Source organism: Tardiphaga sp. OK246 (genome assembly GCF_900188215.1).
Taxonomy (GTDB): domain Bacteria; phylum Pseudomonadota; class Alphaproteobacteria; order Rhizobiales; family Xanthobacteraceae; genus Tardiphaga; species Tardiphaga robiniae.
Window position 1 is genome coordinate 75,022 of sequence record NZ_FZOX01000009.1, and the last position, 24,966, is coordinate 99,987.

Sequence of the window (24,966 nt, forward strand, 5' to 3'; positions counted from 1 at the left end):
CCGCAGCTGTGAACGGTTTGCCTGGTTTCCTCCGCCGCCTCGAAGGCCCGCAGACTGTGGGTCGTGGTCCGGCGTTCTGGATTACGTTCGCCATCGTGTTCGCGATTGCCTGCGCCTATCCGTTGTTCAGCGACGGCTATACGGTCGGCAATACCGTGTATTTCTTCGTCTGGGTGTTCATCGCGCTCAGCCTTTGTGTGATCTGGGGCTATGGCGGTTCGCTCTCGTTCGGGCAGACCGCTTTTTTTGGCATTGCCGGTTATAGCTACGGCATCCTCACGCTCAATTTCGGCTCGGCTTATGGGTTCACCTTGGTCGCGCTGGTGCTGGCGGTCGTGATCGCCGCGCTGTTTGCGTTGCTGCTCGGCTATTTCATGTTCTTCGGCCGTATCGCCGGCGTCTTCCTCGGTATTGTCACGCTGGCGGTGACGCTGATGCTGGAGCGCTTTATGGCCCAGACCGCGGGCCCTGAGTGGCGCATCGGCGCGGCGCGCCTCAACGGCTTTAATGGCATGAGCGCGATGCCGCCGCTAACGATCCCATGGTCCGGTGGCGACATCGTGTTGTTGGCCGATATCGGACTCTATTACGCCGTGCTGGGATTGCTGCTGCTGGTCTATCTCGGCCTGCGCATCCTGATGAACTCCTCGTTTGGCAATGTCATCGTTGCTATCCGCGAGAATCCGGAGCGCGCGGAGATGCTGGGCTACGACGTGCGCAAATATCAGCTCATCACCTTCGTGATCGGAGCGGCGCTCGCGGGCATTTCCGGCGTGCTTTACACGGCGTGGGGACAGTACATCACGCCGTCGAGCATGGGCATGACCGCGGCCGCGCTGCCGTTGATCTGGGTCGCGGTCGGCGGCCGCAGCGATCTCACGTCGACCGTGATCGGCACGCTGGTGGTGCTCGCGGCCTTCCAGGCCCTGACCATTTACGGCAGCCAATACGCGCTGGTGTTCATGGGTGTGCTGCTGGTGCTGACCGTGCTGATCGCGCCGAACGGGCTCGTGCTCGGTGCCATGAATCTGATTTCCCGGTTCGTTGCGCGCCGCAGCAAGGGAGACGTCTGATGGCGCTTCTCGAGCTTCGCGGACTCAATAAACATTTCGGCGGCTTGCATGTCACCAATTCGGTCGATCTCGTGCTTGAGGCCGGTGAAATCCATTGCCTGATCGGTCCGAACGGTGCGGGGAAGAGTACGCTGTTCAGGTTGATCCTAGGCGAACACCATCCCGGCAGCGGCGATATTCTGTTCGCCGGCGAGAACATCACTGCGCTGAAATCGTTCGCCCGCATTCACCGCGGGCTGTCGGTCAAATTCCAGGTGCCTGGCGTATTCAAGGGATTGTCTGTCCGACAGAACCTCGAAATCGCCCTGCAGCGGACGCATCGCAGCGTTGAGCTCGCGCGCGAGATCGATCGGTTGCTGACGTTCCTCAACCTTGAAGCCGAGCAGATGCAGACCGCCGGGAATCTGAGCCACGGCCAGAAGCAGTGGCTCGAAATCGGCATGGCGATCAGCCTGAAGCCGCAACTGTTGCTGCTCGACGAACCGACTGCGGGCATGTCGCCGGAAGAAACGCATCAGACTGGCGAGATGGTGCAGCGATTGAATGCGGACGGCATGACAGTGTTGGCGATCGAGCACGACATGGCCTTCGTGCGCCAGGTCGCGCAGCGCGTCACGGTGCTGCATCTTGGACAGGTCTTCGCGCAAGGCTCGATCGATGAGATCGTCGCCGACGAACGCGTCGCCGCTATCTATCTGGGGCAGGCCCATGCGTAAGGAAGTCATTCTCTCGACGCAGGCCTTGCGCGCCGGTTACGGCGGCAAGCCGGTGTTGCAGGGCCTCGAAATCGAGGTACGGGAGAGCGAGATCGTCGCTGTGATTGGCCGCAACGGCGTCGGCAAATCGACGCTGATGAAAAGCCTGATTGGCCTCGTGCCGGCGATGAGCGGTTCGATTGTCTATCGCGGCGAGGCCGTCGAACTGTTGCCGCCGCACAAGCGGGCGCGGCTTGGCATGGGTTATGTGCCACAGGGGCGCGACGTGTTTCCGCGCCTGACGGTGGCCGAAAACATCGCTGTCGGCGCTGCGATCAAGGGCGATATCCCCGAGGAGGGACGGCGGCGGATCGTGGAAGCCTTTCCGATCCTCGCGGAGCGCTGGAGCCAGCGTGCCGGCACCATGTCCGGCGGCCAGCAGCAGCAACTCGCCATCGGGCGTGTGCTGATTGCCGATCCCCACCTCATTTTGCTCGATGAGCCATCCGAAGGCATTCAGCCGAATATCGTTCAGGACATTGCCCGCAACATGGTCGAACTCAACCGCAGCACCGGCGTCACTATCATCTTGGTCGAGCAGAATCTCGACATGATCCGCGCCATGGCGCAGCGCTGCTACGTGATGGACAAGGGGCGCATCGTCGCAAGCCTCGATCGGGCCGCGCTCGACGATCAGGCAGAAATGCGCCGTCATCTCGCGGTCTGAAACCAACCCACGCTCATAACAACACAGAGACGAAGGAGAGAATCGATGGCCTGGCAGGAAAATTCGATCATGGCGAGCAAGGGCGTCGCCAAGGGAAAACCCGGCACCCATCACATGATCACCGAACAGGATCAGGGCAAGTACCACTATGTCTATGGCCCTTACGTAGGGCCTGTGCTGACGGTCGATCCCGGCGCTGTGGTCTCCGCCGAAACCCATGATGCGTTCGAGGGCGCCATCAAGCACGAGACCGACATCCCCTCGAAGATTCTCAACTTTCCCTTTCTCAACCCGCAGAACGGGCCGATCTGGATCAACGGAGCCGAGAAGGGCGATACGCTCGCGGTCTATATCGAGAGCATCGTGCCGCGTGGGCCGCAACCGCGCGGCACCACTGTCGTCATGCCGGAATTCGGCGGGCTGGTCGGCACCGGCCAGACCGCGTTGCTCAATCCGGCTTTGCCCGAGCGCGTCAAGAAGCTCGAGATCACTCTCGAGAGCGGCACCAAATGGAACGACAAGATCACGCTGCCCTATGAGCCGTTCATCGGCACCATCGGCACTTCGCCGGAGATCGAGGCGATTTCGTCGCTGGTGCCGGACTATTACGGCGGCAACATGGACCTGCCCGACGTGGGTGTCGGTGCGGTGATCTATCTGCCGGTCAATACCAAGGGCGCGTTGCTCTATCTCGGCGACTGCCACGCGGCGCAGGGCGACGGCGAACTCTGCGGCGTCGCGATCGAGCATCCGACCGTGACCACGGTCCAGATCGATCTGATCAAGGGCTGGAGCATCGCCTGGCCGCGGCTGGAGACCAAGGACTTCATCATGACGATCGGCTCGGCGCGGCCGATGGAAGATGCTGCGCGCATCGCCTATCGCGAGCTTTGCCGTTGGATGACGGCCGATTACGGCTTTGAGGAGATCGATGCCTACATGCTGCTGACCCAGACCGGCCGCGTCCGGCTCGGCAACATGGTGGATCCGAAATATACGCTCGGCGCTTCGATTAAGAAGTCGTTTTTGGTCTAAAAGGGTAAGCCGATCATGTCGCGCGTGCACAAGGTTGCCACGGTTCAGTTCGAACCGACCATGTTCGAGAAGGAGCGCAATATCGCGCGGCTGCTCGAACTCTGCGAGGCGGCGGCGACAGCGGGCGCCCGGCTCATCGTTACGCCCGAGATGGGCACCACGGGCTATTGCTGGTTCGACCGGGCTGAGGTCGCGCCTTTCGTCGAGACGATCCCGGGGCCGACCACGGATCGCTTCGCAGCGCTCGCGCGGAAACATGACTGCTACATTGTTGTCGGCATGCCGGAGGTCGATAGCGACAGCATCTATTTCAACTCTGCGGTGCTGATCGGACCCGAAGGTGTGATTGGCCAGCATCGCAAGACGCATCCCTATATTGCGGAGCCGAAATGGTCGGCGGCAGGCGATCTCGGCCATCAGGTCTTAGACACGCCGATCGGGCGCATCGCGCTGCTGATCTGCATGGACATCCACTTTGTGGAGACCGCGCGTCTCGTCGCCTTGCAGGGCGCCGACGTGATCTGCCATATCTCGAACTGGCTCGCTGAGCGCACACCGGCTCCGTATTGGATCAGCCGGGCGTTCGAGAACGGTTGCTATCTGATCGAAAGCAATCGGTGGGGACTTGAACGCACCGTCCAGTTCAGCGGCGGCAGTTGCGTGATCGCGCCGGACGGAACAATTGCGGCCCTGATCGATAGCGGGGACGGCTTCGCACTAGCTGACATGGATCTGGACGCGTCCCGCGCGCGGCGTGTTGGCGGTGAAGCCGTGTTCTCTCAGCGCCGCCCCGAACTCTATGCGGGGCTGCTGTCCGATACGTTCAGCTGGAATCCCCGCGATTTTTTCAAGTTGTACGGCCACAAGCCCTGGCCGACGGGGCGGACGTCGCGGGTTGCGGTCGCGCAGATGAGTCCCAGTGACGACGTCGAAGCAAATCTCGCGCGCATCACCTCGCTTGCGCGGCAGGCGGAGCTTGAGGGCAACGCCGACCTCGTCGTGTTTCCGGAGCTCGCGCTGAGCGGCCTCAACAATCCCGGCGCGCGAGCGCAGACTGTTCCGGGGCCGGTGACCGATCAGCTCTGCCGTCTGGCCGCCCAACTCAAGGTGTATCTTGTCGTCGGCATCGCCGAGCGTAACCGCGATGCGATCTACAACAGCGCGTGCCTGATCGGGCCTGAAGGCCTTGTCGCGGTTTACCGCAAGACCCACTTGACGGAATCCGAGCGTGCCTGGGCGCGTCACGGCGATGACTGGGTGGTGGCCGACACGTCGGTCGGGCGCATCGGCCTTCTGATCGGTCACGATGCATCGTTTCCTGAAGCCGGCCGCATCCTTGCGCTGAAGGGGTGTGATCTCATCGTCTGCGCGGCAGCGATTAAGGAACGTTTCAGCACCCCGCATGTGGGATCGCTTGTGTCGCAGAACTATCCGATCCCGACCGGCGCCGATCTCTATCACTGGCATCACTTCCGGGTTCGCGCCGGCGAGAACAACGTGTTCTTTGCGTTCTCGAATGTGTTCGATCCCGGCAACGGATATCCAGGCCTCAGCGGCGTGTTCGGCCCCGACACCTTCGAGTTTCCGCGTCGGGAAGCCATCGCGGCGGATACCGAAGGGACGGCGACGGCGGTGGTGGACACCACGAATCTCGACACCGTCTATCCGACCAACGTTGTGCGCCGGAAAGATCTGGTTGCTATGCGGATGCCGCACAGCTACCGCGGGTTGATCACGAAGGCTGTGGGGTGGCACGCGCGAGAGCACCGATGACAATCGTGCAAGCCGAGCAGTCAGGCATCTCAACCGAGGAGTGAACCATGGATCTGGGATTGAAGGGCACGAACGCTCTCGTGACGGGCGGAAGCAAGGGAATCGGTCGTGCGATTGCGGATATGTTCGCTAGCGAGGGCGCCAACGTCGCCATTTGCGCGCGACAACAAGAGCAGATCGACAGCGTCGTTGCGGCCTTGCAGGCGAAGAGCGTCAAGGCCTGGGGCAAGTCGACCGATGTCGCCGATCCCGTCGCCCTCAAGCAATGGGTTGACGGCGCGGCCGCCGAGCTCGGCGGCGTCGATATCCTCGTATGCAATGTCAGCGCACTGGCGGTCGGCGATACCGCGGAAACCTGGGAAAAGTCATTCCGCATCGACATGATGCACACGGTCAATGCGGTGGCGGCCGCGCTTCCCTATCTGGAAAAATCGAAGACGCCGTCGATTGTTATCGTCTCCAGCGTCTCCGGGTTCGAGGTCGATTTCGCCGCCGGCTCTTACGGCGCCTTCAAGGCTGCACTGATCCACTATGCCAAGGGATTGAGCAATCAGCTCGCCGGCAAAGGCGTCCGCGTCAACGCGGTGTCGCCCGGCAACACCTATTTCGAGGGCGGCATATGGCAGGGCATCGAACACGGCTCGCCCGAACTTTACAAGACGGCCATGAGCTTGAATCCGACCGGTCGAATGGGAACCGCGGAGGAAGTGGCCGCCGGAGTCGTGTTCGTGGCTAGCCCGATCGCGAGCCGCATCTCGGGTACCAACCTCATCATCGACGGTGCTCTGACGAGGGCTGTGTAGCTCTGAACCCGCTTCGAAACGAGCCGCGATCAGTTCGAGGAGCGGGATAGTTCGACGATCATTGCTGAACTAAGAAACATGAGAATTCATCCACGCCGATGACTGTATAGGAAACTGCATTTTCCTATACAGTCATCGGCGATCAGCTAACTCGGTGTGATCTCGCCATTCTGCAATGAGTGACATCAACCCGGCGCCAACGCCAAACTGCAACCGTGGAAACGAAATGGGCTGGAAGGTGGGGCTCAGTCGGTTGGTGCCTCATGTGCCTCTAATTGGCGGCAATGGGGCTGGTGATACGACAGCTACGAGCTATCGTGAAGCAGTGGGCTTTTCGGCTCAGCTTGGGCGATTGGCAGCTCCTGGCGCAATGTATGGACCGGCTGCTGGCTCCGAAGGCGGCATTGAAGGGCTGCAGGAATTCCAGACCATCAAGTATGTGAGCCAGCATGCTGACTGAGTGAGCTTACAAAAAACTGGATCGCCGTTTACGCGTGGCAGGCTTGGAATGTCTGTTCCTTGGCGCAAAGCTGGCATCCCCGTGGCGTGCGGTGTGTGTCCCGTCGCCCCGCCACGCCTGATCTGTTGGCTCCCGTCCGCGTTCAACTAGTGAGGCATCCACATTGTTGTCGCGTGATCGCTCGCCTCGTATTGCTCGAGGCGATCGGCTTCCTGGCGGTATGCGTGCGATGCTTCGACAAGTCGCGTGACAGTGACGGTATCCAGAATAGTCTTTGCCAACCGTTCGGCGCGGATCGCTTGTTCCCTGAGATACTGAACTCTGGTCATCTGCTGCCCTCACACTTGCCAATACAAGTTGAGTCAATTTCGATCGTTCCCAGCCTGTTCCCAGATGCTTAACGGATCGTAAGCGGCGCTGGAGTCGCAGTGAAGATTGTTCTGGGTTGTGGTAAACGCGGCGGCGTCAACCCTAACGCTCCCGCGCAGCCGGGCATTCAGGTTAAGCCCGAACATTTTCGCCTGAGGTGGTAGACATGTAAATCGCCTTCACCCTCGTTATTCGCGCCGTTGCTATCCCCGGTTCAAACGGGGAGATCGCAATGTCGGAGAATGCAAGTGTCGCCAAGCGGCTGGAGAAATTTCTGGCGTTCGACGGCTTTCGGGGAATCGGCGTGGTGGTGGTGGTGTTCACCCATTGCCCGCAGGTGCTGGACAGCAACGCCTACAACGCGATCTGGTACGCCAATCAGCTGTCACGCGTGGGCTATATCGCGCTCGACATCTTCTTCGTGATCTCTGGCTTCTTCATCACGCGGTTGCTTCTGCGTGAGCGGGCCAAGACCGGCCGCATCTCCTTCAAAGACTTTTATATGCGCCGGGCGCTGCGCATCTTCCCGGTCTATTACCTCACGGTACTCGCCTGCTACTTTATCTTCAGATTAGGTCCGGCGGATACGCTGAGCCTTCTGACCTACACGTTCAATTTCTATCATCCGCTGCATGCGGCGCCGAACCCGCTGGAACACACCTGGTCGTTGTCGGTGGAAGAGCAATTCTATTTCTTCTGGCCGCTGTTGATCCTGATGGTGGCACCGGCGTGGCTCAATGTCGTGACTGGGCGGGTGATCCCGCTGCTGGCGGTGGCGAGCGGTTTGTTGATGGCGCAGCTGCTCATCAATCACGAGCCGCGAGAGGCGGGCGATGTCGTCTATATGTCGCTATTCACCCGCATGCTGTCGCTATCTCTCGGTGGCTGGCTGGCGCTGCGCGAATTCGAGAACCGGCCGCTGCGCGGTTGGCGCTGTGCAGCGCTCGTGGTCGCAGCGCTGATGATCCTCGTGATCGATCGCAAGGGGCGCGACCTCGGCATCATCACCTCGCAACCAGTCTACTGGACCCTTGCGCTGATCGCCTATTCGATGGTGAGCGTGTCCTTCGTCGCGACGCTGGTGTTCGATCGCGGCATTGTCCGGCGTGTGATGACGGCGATCCTGTCGCTGTCCCTGTTCCGTGGGCTCGGCTCTCTCTCTTACGCGATGTATGTGTTTCACCTGCCGGTATTGTTCTATCTCGGCCTCAACGATGCTGCGACCCATGGCACCAAGGTGCCGATCCTCCAGGTCGCGATCGCTTTCGGCATTACGCTTGGTCTGTCGATCCTGTCTTACTATCTGCTGGAAAATCCGATGGCGAAGCTGAAACAGAATTTCAGCGGCACCAGGCCGGTGGAACCGGTCGGCACAAAGGGAGCAAACGTCACCCAGAGCGGCTTGCCCGCCGGGTTTGCCCGCGCAGCGTTTTTCTCCCCGGAGGATCGTGCCAAGCCGGCTGACGAGTCTCCGCAACCGATGACGATCTGGCCAGGAGTTCGTCGCAGTCGGGTGAACTAATGTCGGCTGCGCCGCCGGCCGCATCAGTTGCAACCGAGGCGCGAAGCCGTCGTGATCGGCCTCGGTGACGTGCGCGTGGTGATGGGTGTCGTCGATCGGGAAGGGCGAAACCGGTCTGCCGAGACCATGTGGCGAAGGGCAAGTCTTCACGAAGAAGGGCAAGACTTGACGAAGCCTTGCGGCTGCTTCTCATTGGCTGGCAGCACGGCGATAGTCCGTGCCAGCTTGGAGGTCTCGCCCGATGATCACGCTCTACCACTGCGCCCGCGCGCGCTCGTTCCGCCCGCTATGGACGCTTGAAGAGCTCGGGCTGCCCTATGAGCTGAAGATGCTGCCGTTCCCGCCGCGTGTCTTTGCCAAGGAATATCTCGGCATCAATCCGCTCGGCACCATCCCGCTGATGCTCGATGGCGAGACCCGGATGACGGAATCGGCGGCGATCGCGCAATATCTGGTGACCAAACATGGCCCGACGCCGCTGGCCGTCGGCATCGACGAGCCGGACTACGGCCCGTTCCTGAACTGGCTGCATTTCGGCGAGGCGACGCTGACCTTCCCGCAGGCGCTCGTGCTGCGCTATTCGAAACTCGAGCCGGAAGAACGCCGCCATCCGCAGGTGGTCGAGGATTACTCGAAGTTCTTTCTCGGCCGGTTGCGCGTGATTGAGAGCATCACGACCACCAACGACTATATCTGTGCCGGCCGTTTCACCGCCGCGGACATTTCCGTCGGCTATGCACTGCTTCTGGCCAGTCGTCTCGGGCTTGCATCGCAATTCGGGCCGAGTGTCACAGCCTATTGGGCGCGATTGCAGCAACGCGAGGGCTACCTGCGTGCGATTGAGTCCGAGAACAGTGCGGGCGACGCGCTGGGTTTGGTGCGCCGCTTCTGAGCGGCTATACCAGCCGCATCAACTTCAACCAAGCGAGCAGACCGATGGCCGATGATAGCGTAATCCTGGAGAAGAAGGGCGCCGCACTGTGGATCACCATCAACCGGCCGGAGAAGCGCAATGCCATGAATGGCGATGTCATCGCCGGCATTGCCAACGGCTATCGCACCGCCCACGAGGATGCGGGCGTACGGGTGATCGTTCTGACCGGCGCGGGCGAGAAGGCGTTCTGCGCCGGCGCTGATCTGGCGAACGCGGGTGCGGCCTTCTCAATGGATTTCTCCAAGCCCAATGGCGATCTCGCCGATCTGATGCGGCTGTCGCAAAACGCCACCAAGCCCGCCATTGCGCGCGTTAACGGCGTCTGCATGGCCGGTGGCATGGGGCTGCTGTGCATGACCGACATGGCGGTGGCCGCGGACAACGTGATCTTCGGTCTTCCCGAGGTGAAGGTCGGCGTGTTTCCAATGCAGGTGCTGGCGCTGCTGCAGTCCATTGCGCCACGTCGCCTGGTCAACGAATGGTGCATTACTGGCGAGCCGTTCGACGCGCAGACCGCGCTTGGCGCTGGCCTGCTGAATCACGTGGTGCCGGCGGCCGAGCTCGACAGCAAGGTCGACTGGCTGATCTCACGCATCACCGACAAGTCGCCGACCGCGATCCGCCGCGGCAAATATGCGATGCGCGCCATCGCGGCGATGTCGTTCGACGAGAGTATTGCCTATACCGAAAGCCAGATCGCGATCCTGTCGATGACCGAGGATGCGAAAGAAGGCCTCAAGGCGTTTGGCGAGAAGCGCAAGCCGGTGTGGCCGGGCAAGTGAAAGCACCTCTCGGCCATCGCGACACGTCGTGCCGGCGCATCGTCAGCCTTAAAGTGGAATTAACAGTGTCGCCGTACCCTCGTAGCCCGTGAGCGACCAGGCCATCAGCAGCCCAGCCAAGCAGTTCCCGGTGCGAGCAGCGATGCCTTTGCTGGTGAGCGCGTGCGTCTATGGCGTGCTGCTGGCGCTCGGGCCGCGGCTGCTGAACGATCCGGACAGCTATTCTCATATCGCGATCGGCCGCTGGATCCTGGCGAATGGCGTCATTCCGTCGACCGACTCGTTCTCCTTCTCCATGCATGGCGGTCATTGGCTTGCCTTCGAATGGCTCTCCGAGGTCATTTACGGGGCGGTCTATACGTTTGCCGGCTGGCAAGGCGTTGTGGCGCTTGCTGCTGCGGCCATCGCGCTTTCCGTCGGGATTCTGACCCGGTTCCTGCTGCGCGAACTTGCGCCGAAGCCGGTATTGATCATCGTTACAGCCGTGGTCGTTCTTCTCGCGCCGCATCTGCTGGCGCGGCCGCATGTACTGGCACTGCCGGTCATGATGACCTGGGCGACCGCGCTCGTTCGTGCCATGGATACGCGTGCACGGCCGCCCTACTGGGCGTTACCCCTACTGGTTCTGTGGGCCAATCTCCATGGCAGTGTCATCCTGGCACTGGGGTTGATCGGGCCCGCAATCCTGGAAGTCCTCATACGAAACAAGCTCCGCGAGCGGCCTCGCGAAGTGCTTCATTGGCTCGCTTTCGCGGCTCTTGCTGTTGCCGCATCCTGCCTGACCCCTTACGGGCCTGGCACGCTGTTGATGCCGCTGACGACGATGGGTCTTGGCGACGCGCTCAACTGGATCGGCGAATGGCGGCCACAGAATTTCGGCCGTATCGGGATCTTTGAGATCCTGCTGCTGGCGGGAATCTTTGCGCTGTCGCGCGGCGTGACGCTTCCCGTGGTGCGGGCTCTGGTTTTAATCGGCCTGTTGCATTTTGCTCTGGCGCAGGTGCGCAACGCGGATCTGCTTGCCATGCTGGCGCCACTTTATCTTGCCGCGCCGATCGCGCAGCAGTTTCGCAGCTTGGCCGCATCCAATGAGGCCGGCTCAGGTTGGGCGCTGCAGGTCGGTGCCCTCGGTGTCATGATCCTGGCGACCGTAATCGCTTCGGCGCGCGACGTTCGCCCCGCTGCGCGAAATACGCCACAGGCAGCGGTGGCCAGCGCCGGTCTGACTGCGGCGCACCGCGTGCTCAACGACTATTCGTTTGGCGGCTATCTGATCTTCGCGGGAATTCCCACTTTCATCGATGGTCGCGGCGAACTCTATGGTGGCAGATTTCTTCATCGCTACAACAGCGGCCTCTCGCTGGCGGACCTGAATGACTTTCTGAAGCTGCTCGACGAGTACAAAATAGATGCCACGCTGCTGGAGCCGGAAACTCCGGCGGTGGCGTTGCTTGATCGGCTGCCAGACTGGAAGCGTGTCTATGGCGACGACGTGGCGGTGGTGCACAAGCGTCAGAACGCGGTAGCGAAGTAGCTCAGGCAGTACCAAACGTCGCGTATTGCGCGCCGAGCGGCAGGCCACTCAAGGCACTTTCAACGCGCCGCGCGGCTGTCGCCTCCCAGGGCAGCAGCAGGAAATGCCGCGAAGATATGTCGTGCAGGCCAGAGCTTGCCATGATCTTTTGCGTCTTCCCGGCGCCGAGCAATACGGCATCGCGGTCGAATTCGCAGCGTGCAACGGCCAAGCGTGTCAGCGGATTGAACGGGTTGTGTTCGATGACACAGACCATGCCGCCCGGCCGCACCACACGTCGCATCTCGCGCATGAAGCCCGCCCATTCGGCGGGCGGGACGTGATGCATGACGCAGGTCGTGGTGACGAGATCGAAGCTGGCATCGGTGAAAGGAAAAATGCGGCCATCGAACGCTTGGTAGGCGACATCGGGGTTGTCGACCTGTGCCTGCGCAATACTGGCGGAGGATACGTCTATGCCGCTGAGTTGACCGACCATGCCGCGCAGCAGTGGATGGAAGCTGCCAACGCCGCACCCGACATCGAGCATGTCAGGCTTTTTTGATCGAAGTCGCTCTGCGATCAATTCGCGCAGCAGATCGGCCTTTGCACGCATGAAGAAGCTATGTGGCAGGCCGGAAAAGTCGATCGAGGATTGAACGACGTCGCGGTAGTTGCTGCGGTAGCTGTCGAACAGCTGGCTCATGACATCCGCTCCGTCAGGCGCTGCGCGAGGTGCGGTAAGATGTTTCGGCTTGATCGCGGTCGAAACCGACGCGGTTCTGCACAACATAAAGTGGACGATGTTTCGCTTCTGCGTGGATGCGCCCGACATAGAGGCCGACGATGCCGGTCATCAGCATGTTCAACCCGCAGAGCAGCGACACGATGACGATGATCGACGACCAGCCGGCAACCAGATGCGGGTCGTTCGTTATCCAGAGCAGCAACACCCAGGCGCCGTACAGCAGGGCCATGCCCGACACCGCGAGACCGCACCAGATCGCCAGCCGCAGCGGCGCATCGGAAAAGCCGAGAGCGGCCGACATGGCGAGCCGGGCCATCTTGAACAGCGGATATTTGGTTTCGCCGGCGGCGCGCTCAAGGCGATGGAAACTCACTTCGGCCTGGCGGAAACCGAGCCAGGCGATCATGCCGCGCACGAAGCGATCGCGCTCCGGCATCTGGCGCAACGCGTCCAGCACCTTGCGGTCGATCAGTCGGAAATCGCCGACGTCTGCCGGGATACGAACCGAGGTCATACGGCCAAGCACCCGATAGAACACATGGGCGGTGGCGCGCTTGAACGCGCTTTCACCCGCGCGGGACAGGCGGCGCGCATAGACCACGTCATTGCCTTCGCGCCACTTGGCGATCAGTTGTTCGACGACTTCAGGCGGGTCCTGCAAATCCGCGTCCATGACGACGATCGCGTCGCCTTGCGCGGCGTCCATGCCGGCGGTGATGGCCACCTGGTGGCCGAAATTGCGCGACAGGCCGATGTAACGGAAGCGTGGATCACTCCTGGCGAGTGCCTGCAGCACGATGGGGCTGGTGTCGCTGCTGCCGTCGTCCACGAAGATGGCTTCCGCGGGCGCGTCGAGGCGGTCGAGCAGCAGTCCCAGCCGGCGGACCAACACAGGCAGCACGGCCTCCTCGTTATAGACCGGCACGACGATGCTGTAGATGATCCGCCCGCCATCAATCGCCATTTTGGAGTTCCGCCCTTCTGAATGGCGGGATCCTAAGCCCTGATGGTTAAGGCGGCCTTGCAAAGCGCCTTGAAATCAGGCGCCTTGACCGCCTTTGCGCGGTTCCATGAGGCAGGCCCAGGTGCGAACTAGACCGCGTGGCTATGGCCGCCTGTCAATCTTGTACAGGACAAATCGTGCTGACCTGTCCACCTCTTGCAGTCTGTCGGGCAGCGGGTTCGCCGCAGCGGGGCCAAGCACATAGAGATAGTCGAAATCGCGGTGCCAGGTCTGGATGAACGATGGCACGGCTGCTGTCGTACCGCCGGCCGCAATCGCGCTGAGCAGCCGCATCGGCACAGGGCCGCCATATGGAATGGCGAGCCGCTGCATGTCGACACGGGGGCGAATGGGCTGCTTGCCAATCTCGGTGAACACGTTGGGGACGAAAGCATTCGCGTAATGCACGGCCAGCGTCGGGGCATAGGCCATTGGATACTGCGTAAGGTCTTTGAATGGCGGGTCGTCGCCATCGCCGCTCGTTCCCACGAGTACCCGCGAACCGCGGTCAAGCTTTTGAAACGAAGCGATCAGCGCCGCATAGTCTGCGCGATAAGAGAGCCAGACCGCAAAGACGGTTGCGAGATTGGCGATGATGACGCCGCTGACGACCAGCAATACGACAGCCCGCCATTTCCGGTTCGGTAGCGATAGCGAGCAAAACGCCGCAACGATCATCACTGCGGCAGGGATAATCCGGAGATCGGCAAATGACGTGCCGAGAAGCTTCGACGGAATGAGGAGGTAAAGAAGCGCAAAACCGGCGGCGAGCCAAATGCCGACCGGTTCGATCGTCAAGACGTTGCGCTTGAACGCGAAATACAACGAGATCAGCAAGACCAGAACGCTGGCGGCGGACACCGTCAAATTATAGCCGTTCATGATGCGAAACAGCCAGAGCGGCTTGTACTGAAACAGCCACTCTGTGCCCTCGCTGCCAACAGAGCCGGCGGTGGCGCGCATCACCAGAAGCAGCAGAGCGACCGGCAGGCCGAGAAGCACCAGTCGCAATGCGGCGACGTGATAGGGCACTTTCCGTTGATGGGCGCGCCACAGCTCATAGATTCCGATCGCTGCGCCGTAGATGCCGAGCGAAAAGAAATGGACCGCGAAGAGCGCCGAGACGAAGAAGGCATTGACAACGAGGCGCGTTAGGAACGTGCCCTCGATGACCACCAGATAGAACGCGATACCCCAAAGCGAGACGCCAAGACCGAATTCGAAATTCAGAAAACCCCAGCTGAAGGGCAGGCAGTAGACGAACAAGAGGGCGACGAAGCCACCAATCTGAACTCGGCCCTTCACAACCCGTTCGAGGGCTAGTGCGCCACCAACAATCAATATTTGGCTGCAGAGCAGAAACAGCCGCGTTGCGCTCTCGACGCCGACCCATTGCGCGAGACGTGGGACAAGCAAATCCATCCCAAGATTGGGATACAGCGCCCAGCGGACTTCATAATACGGATTTGCTCCTGGATCCCCATTCTGGGCCAGAAGATACATGCGGGCGAGGTGATTGGGATAATCGACCATCGCCGGAATCGGAGTCAGCAATGTGGGAAGGAGCGACGCCGCCGCCAGCAGTGCAAAAATGATGATTCCTGCAGACCGATTGGGATCCGCCTGCGTCTGCGCAGACGTGGCCTCCGATTTTCGCGTGATCATGTTCACTGGTCGAGATAGCCGTTGGGATTTTTCCGCTGCCAGTTCCAGGCGTCACGACACATCTCTGCAATACCGCGCTTTGCGTGCCATCCGAGAACATCTGCTGCAAGCTCTGCGCTTGCATAGTAGCTGGCGATATCGCCGAGGCGTCTCGGCGCAAAAGTGACAGGAATCACCTTTCCGCTCGCACGCGTATAGGCGTCAACCAGCTCCAGCACGCTGGTGCCTTGGCCGGTTCCCAGATTGACCTTAAGGACCCGCTGCTTGTCGACACAGTCGAGGGCCGCGATATGAGCGGCGGCCAGATCGACCACATGGCCGTAGTCACGTATGCCAGTGCCATCCGGTGTCGGATAATCGTTGCCATAAACATTGAGCGCGGGCAGTCGCCCAATAGCGACGCGTGAAATATAGGGCATCAAATTATTCGGCACGCCATTGGGGTCTTCTCCGATCAGCCCGCTTTCATGGCTGCCGACCGGATTAAAATAGCGCAGAATCGCGACGTTCAGCGGGCTTAGGGAATGGGCAATGTCGATGAGCAAATCCTCGGCCTGCATTTTAGTGCGGCCATAGGGGCTGACTGGTGCGAGCTTGTGGTCCTCCCGCAACGGCAGCACGTTCGGCTCGCCATAGACGGTCGCCGACGATGAGAAGACGATATTGCGCACGCCGGTCTGCTGCATGGCCTGCGCCAGCCTCAGGGTTCCGACCACGTTGCAATCGTAATACTCAGCCGACTTGCTGACGGAATCCGCAACCGACTTTAGTCCGGCAACGTGAATGACAGCGCTGCAGCCATGCGCCGACAGGGTCGATATCAGCGTGTTGACATCGCGCACATCGCCTTTGACGACATCCGGCGCCGTGCCGGTGATCCGCCGAATCCGATTGATGACTTCCGGATGGCTATTGGCGAAATTGTCATAGATCACGACCTGACGACCGGCGTGCATGAGCTCCACGCAGATATGCGAACCTATAAAGCCGGCACCGCCTGTAATCATTACCGTCATGTCGGAATGGTCCTGCCTGGAAGCTGTCGGGCGACCATCAACACTAGCCCTGTCAGCTTAATAAACGGCAGCTCGCGGTGACAGGTGGCGGCTGACAGCCGCTTTGGTTAGTAAATCGTATCCAAGAACTAGCCGGTGTGTTTCAGCCGGTGCAGCGTCACTTCCGGAGGGCAGTTCAGTCGCACCGGGAGCAAGCTGGTGCCGACGCCGACGGACGTATAGCCGGCCATGCCTTCATGGCGCCATGCGCCGTTGCCCATATGGCGCGGCAACACGGCTTCCAGCTTGATGGCGTAGCCGCCGGGCAGGCAGAGCTGGCCTCCATGGGTGTGGCCGCTCAGCATGAGGTCGAAATTGTGCTCGGCCGCCTCGGCATAGGTCTCCGGCGTGTGCGACAGCAGGATCGAGAAGGCGTCCGTCGGAATTTGCGACGCGACCTTCGGGATGTCGTCGGCAAGGTAGAAGTGCGGATCGTCGACACCGGCGAGATAGATCCTCTCGTCGCCGCGAGCGATCGTCTCGCATTCGTTGAACATCATGCGGATGCCCATGGCTTCCAACGCCGGCGTCATGCGGATGCTGTCGTGATTGCCGAGAACGCCATAGACAGAATCGCGCAGCCTCGCGCGCAGTTCACCGACACCTTCGGTGGCGCGCTGATACGGCCCATAGGTCTTGCCGCGATAGTCGCCGGTCAGCACACAGATGTCGTAATCGAGATCGCCGACGAAGGAGATCAGGTGGCGCAGCGCATCCTCGCTGAGATCGACGTGGAGATCGCTGATATGCAAGATCGTGAACCCGTCGAACGCGGCGGGCAGGCGCGGTGACGCGACGATATTCTCGCGGACCAACACGCGGCTGGCCTCGCGGCGGGCGCGGCCATAGAGGCCGGCGAGTTGCAGCGCGGTGCGGACGATCGGCGGTGCGGTGAGCCAGTTCTCCAGATTGAAGAACAGGCGGCCCTGGCCGAACAGCTGGTGATCGCGATGGGTTTCGATCTCCAGCCGTGCCTTCACATGCGCATCCCCGATACGGTCGATCAGCGGGCGCAGCGCGCTGTCGTCGATCGGGGGATGCGGTGGCTGAGTCAATGTCGATCTAGCCGGTCGAGGCCTTGAGGCCGGCCGCCTCAATGCCCGCGACGGCTGCGATCTCGTCATTGTCCGATGTATCGCCGGAGATGCCGATGGCGCCGAGCAGGCTGCCCGATGCGTCATGAATGAGAACGCCGCCCGGCACCGGGATCAGCGCGCCGCGCGCCATGGTATTCACGGCATCGATGAAGAACGGCTGTTCCTCGGCACGCTTGAGCAAAGCCCTCGAGCCGAGCCCCATGGCCAATGCGCCATAGGCTTTTCCGTGGGCGACTTCGCCGCGCATCAGGCTGGTGCCGTCCTGCGCGATGGTGGCCTTCACGCAGCCACGAGCGTCGAGCACCGTGATGACCATGGGCTTGAACTTCATCTCGATCACTTTGGCGAGAGCGCCATCGATGATCTTGCGGGCTGTATCGAGGGTGAGGTCGGCCATATCGGTTGTTTTCCTAGTTGAGCGTGGAAGAATGGACGTTTGTTGCGGCGCCGTCGAGGCTCATGGCCAGCACCCGCGCGACATGTAGCGCATGGCGCGAGGCGCCGTCGGCGATCTGGTGCCGGCATGATGTGCCGTCGGCGACGATCAGCGTATCGGCGGCGGCCTTGCGCACGGTGGGTAGCAAGGACGCTTCGGCCATCTGCATCGAGACGTCATAGGTGTCGGCGCCATAGCCGAACGCGCCCGCCATGCCGCAGCAACTGGATTCGAAGGTCTCGACCTTCAGATCCGGGATCAGGCGTAAGGCTTGTTCGACCGGCTTGAACGCACCGAATGACTTTTGATGGCAGTGGCCATGCACTATCGCCTTCGGCGCGATCGGCTTCAGCGGCAGTTGCAGCCGGCCGGCCTCGGCTTCGCGGACCAGGAATTCCTCGAACAGCATGGCGTGGGCGCTGACGGTTTTGGCGGTGTCGTCGGAACGCAGCGATAGTAACTCGTCGCGCAGCGTCAGCAGGCAGCTCGGCTCAAGACCGACAATCGGCACGCCGCGTGCCGCGAAGGGCGCATAGGTGGCAACCAGGCGATCCAGCTCGGCGCGCGCCTGATCGACGAGGCCCGCCGAGAGAAACGTACGGCCGCAGCAGAGTGCACGGCTGCTGCGATCGATCGGCTTCGGTAGATGCACGCGATAGCCACCGGCGGTGAGTACGCGCAGCGCATCGTCGAGATTCTCGCGCTCATAGGCGCGGTTGAACGTGTCGGCGAACAGCACGACCTCGCGGCCATCTGCCGGGCCGAAGGCTTCTTCGTCGCGATGAAACACATCGCTTCGCCATTCTGGCAGGCTGCGCTTGGCGCTGATCCCGGCATAGCGTTCCAGCAGATTGCGAAGCAGCGGGCTCTTGTTGCGCAAATTCGCCAGCGGCGCGGCGCGTGCGGCCAGGGCAGCATAGCGCGGCAAGTAGCCGACAAGGCGATCGCGCAGGGTGAGACCATGCTTCGCGGCACGGGCGGCCAGAACCTCGATCTTCATCTTCGCCATATCGACGCCGGTCGGGCATTCATGGCGGCACGCCTTGCACGACACGCAGAGTTTCATCGTGTCGGCCATGGCATCCGACGTCAGCGCATCCGGGCCAAGCTGGCCGGAGATTGCCAGCCGCAGTGTGTTGGCACGGCCGCGGGTGACGTCTTTCTCGTTGCGCGTCGCGCGATAGGACGGGCACATCACGCCGCCCTCTAGCTTCCGGCATGTGCCATTGTTGTTGCACATTTCGATGGCGCCCTGGAAACCGCCGCCGGCGCCGGGCCAGGCGGACCAGTCGAGAGCAGTCTTGAGCTCGCCGACGCGATAATCCGGCGTGTAACGAAACAGCGAACGATCATCCATCTTGGGCGGATCGACGATCTTGCCGGGATTGAGGACGTTCTGCGGATCGAAGCGATGCTTCACTTCGGCAAAGTCGCCGATGATTTGCTCGCCGAACATTTCGGCGTGGAATTCCGAACGCACGAGTCCGTCGCCGTGCTCGCCGGAGTGCGAGCCCTTGTATTCCCTGACTATCGCGAAGGCTTCTTCGGCGATGGCGCGCATTGCCTTGACGTCCTTGTCGAGCTTCAGGTTCAGCACCGGGCGGACATGCAGGCAGCCTTCGGAGGCATGCGCATACATGGTGCCGGTGGTGCCGTGCTTCCTGAATATCGCGGAAAGGCGTTCGGTATAGTCGGCCAGATGCGGCAGCGGCACTGCACAGTCCTCGATGAAGGACACCGGCTTGCCGTCCTGCTTCATCGACATCATGACATTGAGGCCGGCGGAACGAAACTCGGCGATGCCCGACTGCAGAGCAGGCTCGGTGACATCGACGACGCCGCCCCATTTGCGCGGCGGGTTGTTCCAGCCAAAGCCGAGATCGCCCATCAATGCGCCCAGCTCTTTCAGCTTGGCGGCATTCGCGGCCTGATCCTCTTCCGCGAATTCGACGATCAGGAGTGCATCCGGATCGCCGCGCACCGCGCTCTTGATGATCGGCTGGAACATCGCGATGTCGCGGCCGAGTGCGATCATGGTGCGGTCGACCAGTTCGACGGCGATGGGCTTGAGCTTGACCAGATGCTGGGTCGCATCCATCGCTTCATAGAAGCTGCCGAAGTGACAGACGCCGAGCGCCTTGCTGCCGATGAGCGGCCAAAGCTTGAGTTCGACCTGTGTGGTGAAGGCGAGGGTGCCTTCGGAGCCTATGAGGAGATGCGCCAGGTTATTGGCGGTGTTGCGCGGCGTGAGCGCATCGAGATTGTAGCCGCCGACGCGGCGCTGCACCTGCGGGAAGCGCTCCGCGATCTCGGTCGCCTCGCGTTCGCCGAGCGCCAGCATGTCGCGAAATAAAGCAGGCGCATCGTCCCCGGAATTTACTTCGCCGAAATGCAGGAGGTTGCCATCGGCCAGTGCGGCGTCCATCGCGATCGTGTTGTCGCGCATGGTGCCGTAGCGCAGCGAACGGCCGCCGCATGAATTGTTGCCGGCCATGCCGCCGATGGTGGCGCGCGATGCGGTGGAGACATCCACAGGAAACCACAGCCCGTGTTTCTTCAGCTGCCGGTTGAGATCGTCGAGCACGATGCCGGGCTCGACGATGCAGGTGCGGTTCTCGACGTCGAGCGAGATGAGCTTGTTGAGATGTTTGGAGAGGTCGATGACGATGCCGTCATTGACGGTCTGTCCGCATTGCGAGGTGCCGCCGCCGCGCGGCGTAACGATGCGGCCATCGTCGCGACAGATCGCCAGCGCGCGCAGCGCCTCGTCGATGGTGCGCGGAACGACCACACCGAACGGTACGATCTGGTAGAACGAGGCATCGGTGGCATAACGGCCGCGATTGAACGGGTCGAAGAACACGTCGCCGGAGACTTCCCGTGACAGCCTGGCAGCCAGCGCGCTGTCTGCAGCCGTGCTCCGAATGATTGCCGCCTTCGCCATGGATTCCAGCCTTATCCCTCTATCGCCCTGTCTTGCATCCGGATTCCGGCTTGGCAACCCGGAGGTGCTGTGCTCCGGCAGTGGCAACAAGGAGATACGGGAGGGATAAGAAATCCTCATGGCTGCCCAACGTTTTTCTTCGGCGCTCTGGTATACCAGACGCGGGACAAGCTGTTTGAAAGGTGCTATCCGGGCGTTTCAATAAAAATGGACTCCCTGGGAAGGACGAGACATGACCGTGCACACCGGAAGGCATTTCCTGCAGATTCCTGGCCCGACCAACGTACCCGACCGGGTGCTGCGGGCGATGGATATGCCCACGCTGGACCATCGCGGTCCCGAATTCGCCGAGCTCGGCCTCCACGTCATTGCTGCGATGCAGCGTGTATTCCGGACCAAGCAGCCGGTCATCATTTATCCCTCCTCGGGCACCGGCGCCTGGGAAGCCGCTATCGTCAATACGCTGTCGCCGGGCGACAAGGTGCTGATGGCCGAGACCGGCCAGTTCGCCACGCTGTGGCGCGGCCTCGCCGAGAAGTTCAGGCTCGACATCGATTTCGTGCCGGGCGACTGGCGCCACGGCGCCGATCTCGCCGAGATCGAGAAGCGTCTCGCCGCCGACAAGTCGCACGCCATCAAGGCGGTGATGATCGTCCATAACGAGACCTCGACCGGTTGCGTCACCCATCCGCAGGACGTCCGCAAGATCCTCGACCGGGTGAAGCACCCGGCGCTGCTGATGGTCGACACCGTCTCCGGCCTCGGCTCGCTCGAATACGAACATGACGCCTGGGGCATCGACGTCTCCGTCGCCGGTTCACAGAAGGGCCTGATGCTGCCACCGGGCCTCGGCTTCAATGCCGTGTCCGACAAGGCGCTGGCCGCCTCCAAGGCCAACAGTTCGTTCCGGTCCTATTGGGACTGGGAAGAGATCATCAACGCCAACAAGCTTGGCTCCTGGCCCTATACGCCCGCGACCAACCTGCTCTATGCGCTGAAGGAAGGCGTGGCGATGCTGGAGGAGGAGGGGCTCGATAGCGTATTCGCGCGCCACAAGCGCCATGGCGCCGCCGCCCGCGCCGCCGTCAAGGCCTGGGGCCTCGAGACCGTCTCCATCGAGTCGCATGATCACTCGCCGGCACTGACCGCCGTGCTGATGCCGGAAGGGCATGACGCCGACAAGTTCCGCAAGGTGGTGCTGGACAATTTCGACATGTCACTCGGCACCGGCCTCAACAAGTGGAAGGGCAAGATCTTCCGCATCGGCCATATCGGGCACTTCAACGACCTGATGCTGATGGGCACGCTGGCTGGTGTCGAGATGGGTCTCGAACTTGCCAAGGTCCCGCACCGCGCCGGCGGCGTGATGGCAGCGATGGATGTGCTGACCGGCAAAAGCGTGGTGCCGATGACCAAGGCGGCGGTGGCTTAAAGCGAACGAATTCCCGTCTTTGAGGCCTAACAATCTACTGGAGGCTGGAGCATAATCGCTCCAGCCTTTTCAACATGTTGCGGCGGAACGCTGCACCAGAGGACGAATCACATGAACGCGCCAACGCCTGCCAATGAAGACCTGCTGTATTCCGTCGAGAACGGGATCGCGAAGATCACTTTCAATCGCCCGCAGGCGCGTAATGCCATGCTGTTCTCGATGTATGAGCGGATGGCAGAGATCTGCCAGGCCGCCAATGAGGACCACTCGATCAAGGCGATCATCCTGACCGGCGCCGGCGACAAGGCCTTCGCCTCGGGTACCGACATCTCGCAATTCCGCGAATTCAAGACGGCGCAGGACGCCCTCGATTACGAAGCGCGGATCGACCGCGTGCTCACCGCGCTGGAGACCTGCCGGGTGCCGACCATCGCCGCTATCGCCGGCGCCTGCACCGGCGGCGGCGCCGGCATTGCCGCCTGCTGCGACCTGCGCATCGGCACGGCGGCCACGCGCATGGGCTTCCCGATCGCCCGCACGCTCGGCAACTGCCTGTCGATGTCCAATATCAGCCGCGTGATGGCGCTGGTCGGACCGGCCCGCACCAAGGACATGATCTTCACCGCCCGCCTCATCGAGGCTGATGAGGCGCTGGCGCTGGGTCTGATCAACGAGATCGTGCCCGATGTCGAGACGCTGCAGCGCCGCGCGCTGGAACTCGCGCAACTGGTGGCCAGCCATGCGCCGATCACCCTCGAAGTGACCAAGGAAGCCGTCCGCCGGCTGCGCCCGACCCTGACCCGCGAGGAGGGCAAGGATCTCGTGCTCAAGGCCTATATGAGTGAGGATTTCCGCGAGGGCATGGATGCCTTCCTGAACAAGCGCAAGCCGAACTGGCAGGGGAAATAACGGGCAGACGGCGGTCTCGGGCGATCGCCTCATTCCGCCGCCCGGCAGCTAAAGGGGGTGCCGGCCCCTGACCAAAGTCGGCCTTCGCATGCGCGGGACATGCTTGAAGTCACGGTCAATACCCCGCACAATAGAACCAATGAAAAATGGCGGACATCCAATGTCCGCCGATCTCTACAGGGAAGAAACCAATGTCCAAGTCGATCAGGGCCACAGCTGCGCTTGCAGCCGTGCTCGCCAGCGCGCCCATCCTCTCATCGGCCACGTCGCCGGCCATGGCCTGGGAGCCCACGAAGCCCGTCGAAATCGTCGTTGCAGCAGGCGCCGGCGGCGCATCCGACCAGATGGCGCGCATGATGCAAGCTGCGATCCAGAAGAACAATCTGATGAAGGCGCCGGTGGTGGTGTCGCTGAAGGGCGGGGCCTCCGGCGCCGAAGCGCTGATTTACATGAAGTCCAGCGACGGCGACGCCAACAAGGTGCTGATCGCCTATTCGCTGATCTACATGCTGCCGCTGTCCGCCAAGATCCCGTTCAACTGGCGCGATCTCACGCCGGTGTCCGTCGTCGCGATGGACCAGTTCGTGCTGTGGGACAATGCAGGCGGCGCCAAGACGGTGAAGGAATTCATCGCCGCGGCCAAGGCGGCATCGTCGCCGTTCAAGATGGGCGGCACCGGATCCAAGCGTGAAGACCACGTGCTGACGGTGTTCATGGAAAAGCAGACCGGCGCCAAGTTTTCCTATCTGCCCTACAAGTCGGGCGGCGAGGCGGCGACGCAGCTGGTCGGCAATCACACCGAAGCCAACGTCAATAACCCCAGCGAGAATCTTGAAGTCTGGCGCGCCGGTCAGGTGCGTGCGCTCTGCGTGTTCGACAAGGAACGCATCTCCTACAAGACCAAGGTCACCGAGACGCAGTCGTGGAACGACATCCCGACCTGCAAGGAAGAGGGCCTCGACGTGCAGTATTTGATGCTGCGCGCCATGTTCCTGCCCGGCAAGGTGACGTCCGAGCAGCAGGCTTTCTATGTCGATCTGTTCGAGAAGGTGACGAAGACGGCCGAATACAAGGACTACATGGAGAAGCAGGCGCTGAAGCCGATCTTCCTGAAGGGGCCGGAGATGCTCAAGTTCCTCGAAGAGGACGATGCGCTCAACAAGTCGCTGATGACCGAAGCGGGATTCGTGGCGAAATAAGTAACTGCGAAGCGACGTCTCTTCTCCCTCGCCCCGCCCTTGCGGGGAGAGGGGCGGGGTGAGGGGCTCTTCGATCCGCAGGCTCGGCGATTTGCTTTGCGTTCGTGCCTCGCCCCTCACCCGAAGCCGTCGCTTCGCTCAGGCTTCGACCTCTCCTCGCCTAGCACAGCTCCGCTGTGCACGGGAGCGGGGAGAGGTTAGCACCACATCGTTCCGTCAGCTCCCATCTGCGAGACCCAATGTCCAACACCGACCTCGAAATCATCGTCGAAGATCCCACCGCTCCGGAGGACGACTCGCCCTCCGTCGTCAGCACGCGGACCGTTGAGATCATCGTCTCGCTGGTCCTGCTGGCACTGGCCATCGTACTTGGCTTTGACAACTGGCGCACCGGCATCGCCTGGGATTCCACCGGGCCTCAGCCCGGCTACTTCCCGTTCTATCTCTCGGTCATTCTCGGCGGCGCCAGCCTTTACGGGCTGATCACGACATTCTTCGCCCGCAGTGGCGGCTCCGACACATTTGTCACCCGCGCACAATTGCGGCGCGTGGCGCTGGTCTTCGTGCCCACCGCATTGTTCTGTCTCGCCACGCAGTTTCTCGGCATCTATGTCGCGAGTTTCGTGCTGATCGCCGGCTTCATGCGCTTGGTCGGCAAGATTGCGCTGTGGAAGTCGCTGCTGACCGCCTTCGTGTTCACCGCGATCATGTTCGTCACCTTCGATGTCGCCTTCGACGTCATCATGCCGAAGGGGCCGATCGAATCGGCTCTCGGTCGCTAGGACTTTAACT

The 24,966-nt window shown here is 61.6% G+C and carries 23 protein-coding genes; 15 read left to right on the forward strand and 8 right to left on the reverse strand.

Features of this window, described 5'->3' with window-relative positions; translation table 11 throughout:
* The first annotated feature begins 8 nt into the window (after nt 1–8).
* The 7 genes from CHC01_RS29660 to CHC01_RS32120 all read left to right on the forward strand — a co-directional run bounded on the left by CHC01_RS29660 (nt 9) and on the right by CHC01_RS32120 (nt 6,566).
* Nucleotides 9–1,073, forward strand: a complete 1,065-nt coding sequence (locus tag CHC01_RS29660; protein ID WP_089267935.1) for a branched-chain amino acid ABC transporter permease — start codon at nt 9–11, stop codon at nt 1,071–1,073.
* Complete coding sequence (locus CHC01_RS29665) at nt 1,073–1,789, forward strand: ABC transporter ATP-binding protein (RefSeq protein ID WP_089267936.1); 717 nt, start codon at nt 1,073–1,075, stop codon at nt 1,787–1,789. Before CHC01_RS29660 ends, CHC01_RS29665 begins: the two co-directional genes overlap by 1 nt.
* Nucleotides 1,782–2,495: an ABC transporter ATP-binding protein gene (locus tag CHC01_RS29670; RefSeq protein ID WP_068729125.1), complete on the forward strand. Its 714-nt coding sequence runs from the start codon at nt 1,782–1,784 to the stop codon at nt 2,493–2,495. Before CHC01_RS29665 ends, CHC01_RS29670 begins: the two co-directional genes overlap by 8 nt.
* Nucleotides 2,496–2,540: 45 nt before the next feature.
* Nucleotides 2,541–3,530: an acetamidase/formamidase family protein gene (locus CHC01_RS29675; protein WP_089267937.1), complete on the forward strand. Its 990-nt coding sequence runs from the start codon at nt 2,541–2,543 to the stop codon at nt 3,528–3,530.
* A gap of 15 nt (nt 3,531–3,545) precedes the next feature.
* The gene (locus CHC01_RS29680; protein WP_089267938.1) at nt 3,546–5,303 is read left to right on the forward strand and encodes a nitrilase-related carbon-nitrogen hydrolase; all 1,758 of its coding nucleotides are present in this window, start codon (nt 3,546–3,548) and stop codon (nt 5,301–5,303) included.
* A gap of 47 nt (nt 5,304–5,350) precedes the next feature.
* Complete coding sequence (locus CHC01_RS29685; protein WP_089267939.1) at nt 5,351–6,106, forward strand: SDR family NAD(P)-dependent oxidoreductase; 756 nt, start codon at nt 5,351–5,353, stop codon at nt 6,104–6,106.
* Nucleotides 6,107–6,281: 175 nt separating this feature from the next.
* The gene (locus CHC01_RS32120) at nt 6,282–6,566 is read left to right on the forward strand and encodes a hypothetical protein (RefSeq protein ID WP_141137202.1); all 285 of its coding nucleotides are present in this window, start codon (nt 6,282–6,284) and stop codon (nt 6,564–6,566) included.
* A gap of 146 nt (nt 6,567–6,712) precedes the next feature.
* Here the strand turns inward: CHC01_RS32120 and CHC01_RS29690 are convergent, their stop codons facing one another.
* The gene (locus tag CHC01_RS29690; protein ID WP_089267940.1) at nt 6,713–6,895 is read right to left on the reverse strand and encodes a hypothetical protein; all 183 of its coding nucleotides are present in this window, start codon (nt 6,893–6,895) and stop codon (nt 6,713–6,715) included.
* Between the two features lie 272 nt (nt 6,896–7,167).
* Between CHC01_RS29690 and CHC01_RS29695 the strand changes: the two genes are divergently transcribed.
* The 4 genes from CHC01_RS29695 to CHC01_RS29710 all read left to right on the forward strand — a co-directional run bounded on the left by CHC01_RS29695 (nt 7,168) and on the right by CHC01_RS29710 (nt 11,707).
* Complete coding sequence (locus CHC01_RS29695) at nt 7,168–8,457, forward strand: acyltransferase family protein (protein ID WP_089267941.1); 1,290 nt, start codon at nt 7,168–7,170, stop codon at nt 8,455–8,457.
* Nucleotides 8,458–8,698: 241 nt separating this feature from the next.
* Nucleotides 8,699–9,349: a glutathione S-transferase family protein gene (locus CHC01_RS29700; protein WP_089267942.1), complete on the forward strand. Its 651-nt coding sequence runs from the start codon at nt 8,699–8,701 to the stop codon at nt 9,347–9,349.
* Nucleotides 9,350–9,393: 44 nt separating this feature from the next.
* Nucleotides 9,394–10,173 (forward strand): enoyl-CoA hydratase/isomerase family protein, encoded by a 780-nt coding sequence (locus tag CHC01_RS29705; RefSeq protein WP_089267943.1) that lies wholly within the window; start codon nt 9,394–9,396, stop codon nt 10,171–10,173.
* A gap of 142 nt (nt 10,174–10,315) precedes the next feature.
* Complete coding sequence (locus tag CHC01_RS29710) at nt 10,316–11,707, forward strand: hypothetical protein (protein WP_244558572.1); 1,392 nt, start codon at nt 10,316–10,318, stop codon at nt 11,705–11,707.
* A 1-nt stretch (nt 11,708) separates the two neighbouring features.
* Here CHC01_RS29710 and CHC01_RS29715 read toward each other — a convergent pair whose 3' ends face one another.
* From CHC01_RS29715 to CHC01_RS29745, 7 genes are all read right to left on the reverse strand, one after another.
* A complete protein-coding gene (locus CHC01_RS29715) occupies nt 11,709–12,392 on the reverse strand; it encodes a class I SAM-dependent methyltransferase (protein WP_089267945.1) in 684 nt (227 codons plus the stop codon).
* A gap of 13 nt (nt 12,393–12,405) precedes the next feature.
* On the reverse strand, nt 12,406–13,398 hold the full coding sequence (locus CHC01_RS29720) for a glycosyltransferase family 2 protein (RefSeq protein WP_089267946.1): 993 nt from the start codon (nt 13,396–13,398) through the stop codon (nt 12,406–12,408).
* A gap of 141 nt (nt 13,399–13,539) precedes the next feature.
* Nucleotides 13,540–15,102 carry a hypothetical protein gene (locus tag CHC01_RS29725; protein WP_089267947.1) on the reverse strand — a complete coding sequence of 521 codons (1,563 nt, stop codon included), beginning with the start codon at nt 15,100–15,102 and terminating at the stop codon, nt 13,540–13,542.
* A 2-nt stretch (nt 15,103–15,104) separates the two neighbouring features.
* On the reverse strand, nt 15,105–16,118 hold the full coding sequence (gene galE, locus CHC01_RS29730; protein WP_089267948.1) for a UDP-glucose 4-epimerase GalE: 1,014 nt from the start codon (nt 16,116–16,118) through the stop codon (nt 15,105–15,107).
* Nucleotides 16,119–16,246: 128 nt separating this feature from the next.
* Nucleotides 16,247–17,212 (reverse strand): metallophosphoesterase, encoded by a 966-nt coding sequence (locus tag CHC01_RS29735; protein WP_349636635.1) that lies wholly within the window; start codon nt 17,210–17,212, stop codon nt 16,247–16,249.
* Nucleotides 17,213–17,219: 7 nt separating this feature from the next.
* Nucleotides 17,220–17,651: a GlcG/HbpS family heme-binding protein gene (locus CHC01_RS29740; protein WP_089267950.1), complete on the reverse strand. Its 432-nt coding sequence runs from the start codon at nt 17,649–17,651 to the stop codon at nt 17,220–17,222.
* A gap of 13 nt (nt 17,652–17,664) precedes the next feature.
* Complete coding sequence (locus CHC01_RS29745; protein ID WP_089267951.1) at nt 17,665–20,634, reverse strand: FAD-binding and (Fe-S)-binding domain-containing protein; 2,970 nt, start codon at nt 20,632–20,634, stop codon at nt 17,665–17,667.
* Between the two features lie 232 nt (nt 20,635–20,866).
* Between CHC01_RS29745 and CHC01_RS29750 the strand changes: the two genes are divergently transcribed.
* The 4 genes from CHC01_RS29750 to CHC01_RS29765 all read left to right on the forward strand — a co-directional run bounded on the left by CHC01_RS29750 (nt 20,867) and on the right by CHC01_RS29765 (nt 24,956).
* On the forward strand, nt 20,867–22,066 hold the full coding sequence (locus tag CHC01_RS29750) for a pyridoxal-phosphate-dependent aminotransferase family protein (protein WP_089267952.1): 1,200 nt from the start codon (nt 20,867–20,869) through the stop codon (nt 22,064–22,066).
* A 111-nt stretch (nt 22,067–22,177) separates the two neighbouring features.
* Nucleotides 22,178–22,975 (forward strand): enoyl-CoA hydratase/isomerase family protein, encoded by a 798-nt coding sequence (locus CHC01_RS29755; protein WP_089267953.1) that lies wholly within the window; start codon nt 22,178–22,180, stop codon nt 22,973–22,975.
* A gap of 191 nt (nt 22,976–23,166) precedes the next feature.
* The gene (locus tag CHC01_RS29760; protein WP_089267954.1) at nt 23,167–24,174 is read left to right on the forward strand and encodes a Bug family tripartite tricarboxylate transporter substrate binding protein; all 1,008 of its coding nucleotides are present in this window, start codon (nt 23,167–23,169) and stop codon (nt 24,172–24,174) included.
* Nucleotides 24,175–24,413: 239 nt separating this feature from the next.
* Complete coding sequence (locus tag CHC01_RS29765; RefSeq protein ID WP_089267955.1) at nt 24,414–24,956, forward strand: tripartite tricarboxylate transporter TctB family protein; 543 nt, start codon at nt 24,414–24,416, stop codon at nt 24,954–24,956.
* Nucleotides 24,957–24,966: the final 10 nt, after the last annotated feature.

Bases quoted from the DNA above. Each gene is read 5' to 3' on its own strand.
- CHC01_RS29665 (WP_089267936.1), top strand. From the start codon at position 1,073: ATGGCGCTTCTCGAGCTTCGCGGACTCAATAAACATTTCGGCGGCTTG.
- CHC01_RS29670 (WP_068729125.1), top strand. From the start codon at position 1,782: ATGCGTAAGGAAGTCATTCTCTCGACGCAGGCCTTGCGCGCCGGTTAC.
- CHC01_RS29675 (WP_089267937.1), top strand. From the start codon at position 2,541: ATGGCCTGGCAGGAAAATTCGATCATGGCGAGCAAGGGCGTCGCCAAG.
- CHC01_RS29680 (WP_089267938.1), top strand. From the start codon at position 3,546: ATGTCGCGCGTGCACAAGGTTGCCACGGTTCAGTTCGAACCGACCATG.
- CHC01_RS29685 (WP_089267939.1), top strand. From the start codon at position 5,351: ATGGATCTGGGATTGAAGGGCACGAACGCTCTCGTGACGGGCGGAAGC.
- CHC01_RS32120 (WP_141137202.1), top strand. From the start codon at position 6,282: ATGAGTGACATCAACCCGGCGCCAACGCCAAACTGCAACCGTGGAAAC.
- CHC01_RS29690 (WP_089267940.1), bottom strand. From the start codon at position 6,895: ATGACCAGAGTTCAGTATCTCAGGGAACAAGCGATCCGCGCCGAACGG.
- CHC01_RS29695 (WP_089267941.1), top strand. From the start codon at position 7,168: ATGTCGGAGAATGCAAGTGTCGCCAAGCGGCTGGAGAAATTTCTGGCG.
- CHC01_RS29700 (WP_089267942.1), top strand. From the start codon at position 8,699: ATGATCACGCTCTACCACTGCGCCCGCGCGCGCTCGTTCCGCCCGCTA.
- CHC01_RS29705 (WP_089267943.1), top strand. From the start codon at position 9,394: ATGGCCGATGATAGCGTAATCCTGGAGAAGAAGGGCGCCGCACTGTGG.
- CHC01_RS29710 (WP_244558572.1), top strand. From the start codon at position 10,316: ATGCCTTTGCTGGTGAGCGCGTGCGTCTATGGCGTGCTGCTGGCGCTC.
- CHC01_RS29715 (WP_089267945.1), bottom strand. From the start codon at position 12,392: ATGAGCCAGCTGTTCGACAGCTACCGCAGCAACTACCGCGACGTCGTT.
- CHC01_RS29720 (WP_089267946.1), bottom strand. From the start codon at position 13,398: ATGGCGATTGATGGCGGGCGGATCATCTACAGCATCGTCGTGCCGGTC.
- CHC01_RS29725 (WP_089267947.1), bottom strand. From the start codon at position 15,102: ATGATCACGCGAAAATCGGAGGCCACGTCTGCGCAGACGCAGGCGGAT.
- galE (WP_089267948.1), bottom strand. From the start codon at position 16,118: ATGACGGTAATGATTACAGGCGGTGCCGGCTTTATAGGTTCGCATATC.
- CHC01_RS29740 (WP_089267950.1), bottom strand. From the start codon at position 17,651: ATGGCCGACCTCACCCTCGATACAGCCCGCAAGATCATCGATGGCGCT.
- CHC01_RS29745 (WP_089267951.1), bottom strand. From the start codon at position 20,634: ATGGCGAAGGCGGCAATCATTCGGAGCACGGCTGCAGACAGCGCGCTG.
- CHC01_RS29750 (WP_089267952.1), top strand. From the start codon at position 20,867: ATGACCGTGCACACCGGAAGGCATTTCCTGCAGATTCCTGGCCCGACC.
- CHC01_RS29755 (WP_089267953.1), top strand. From the start codon at position 22,178: ATGAACGCGCCAACGCCTGCCAATGAAGACCTGCTGTATTCCGTCGAG.
- CHC01_RS29760 (WP_089267954.1), top strand. From the start codon at position 23,167: ATGTCCAAGTCGATCAGGGCCACAGCTGCGCTTGCAGCCGTGCTCGCC.
- CHC01_RS29765 (WP_089267955.1), top strand. From the start codon at position 24,414: ATGTCCAACACCGACCTCGAAATCATCGTCGAAGATCCCACCGCTCCG.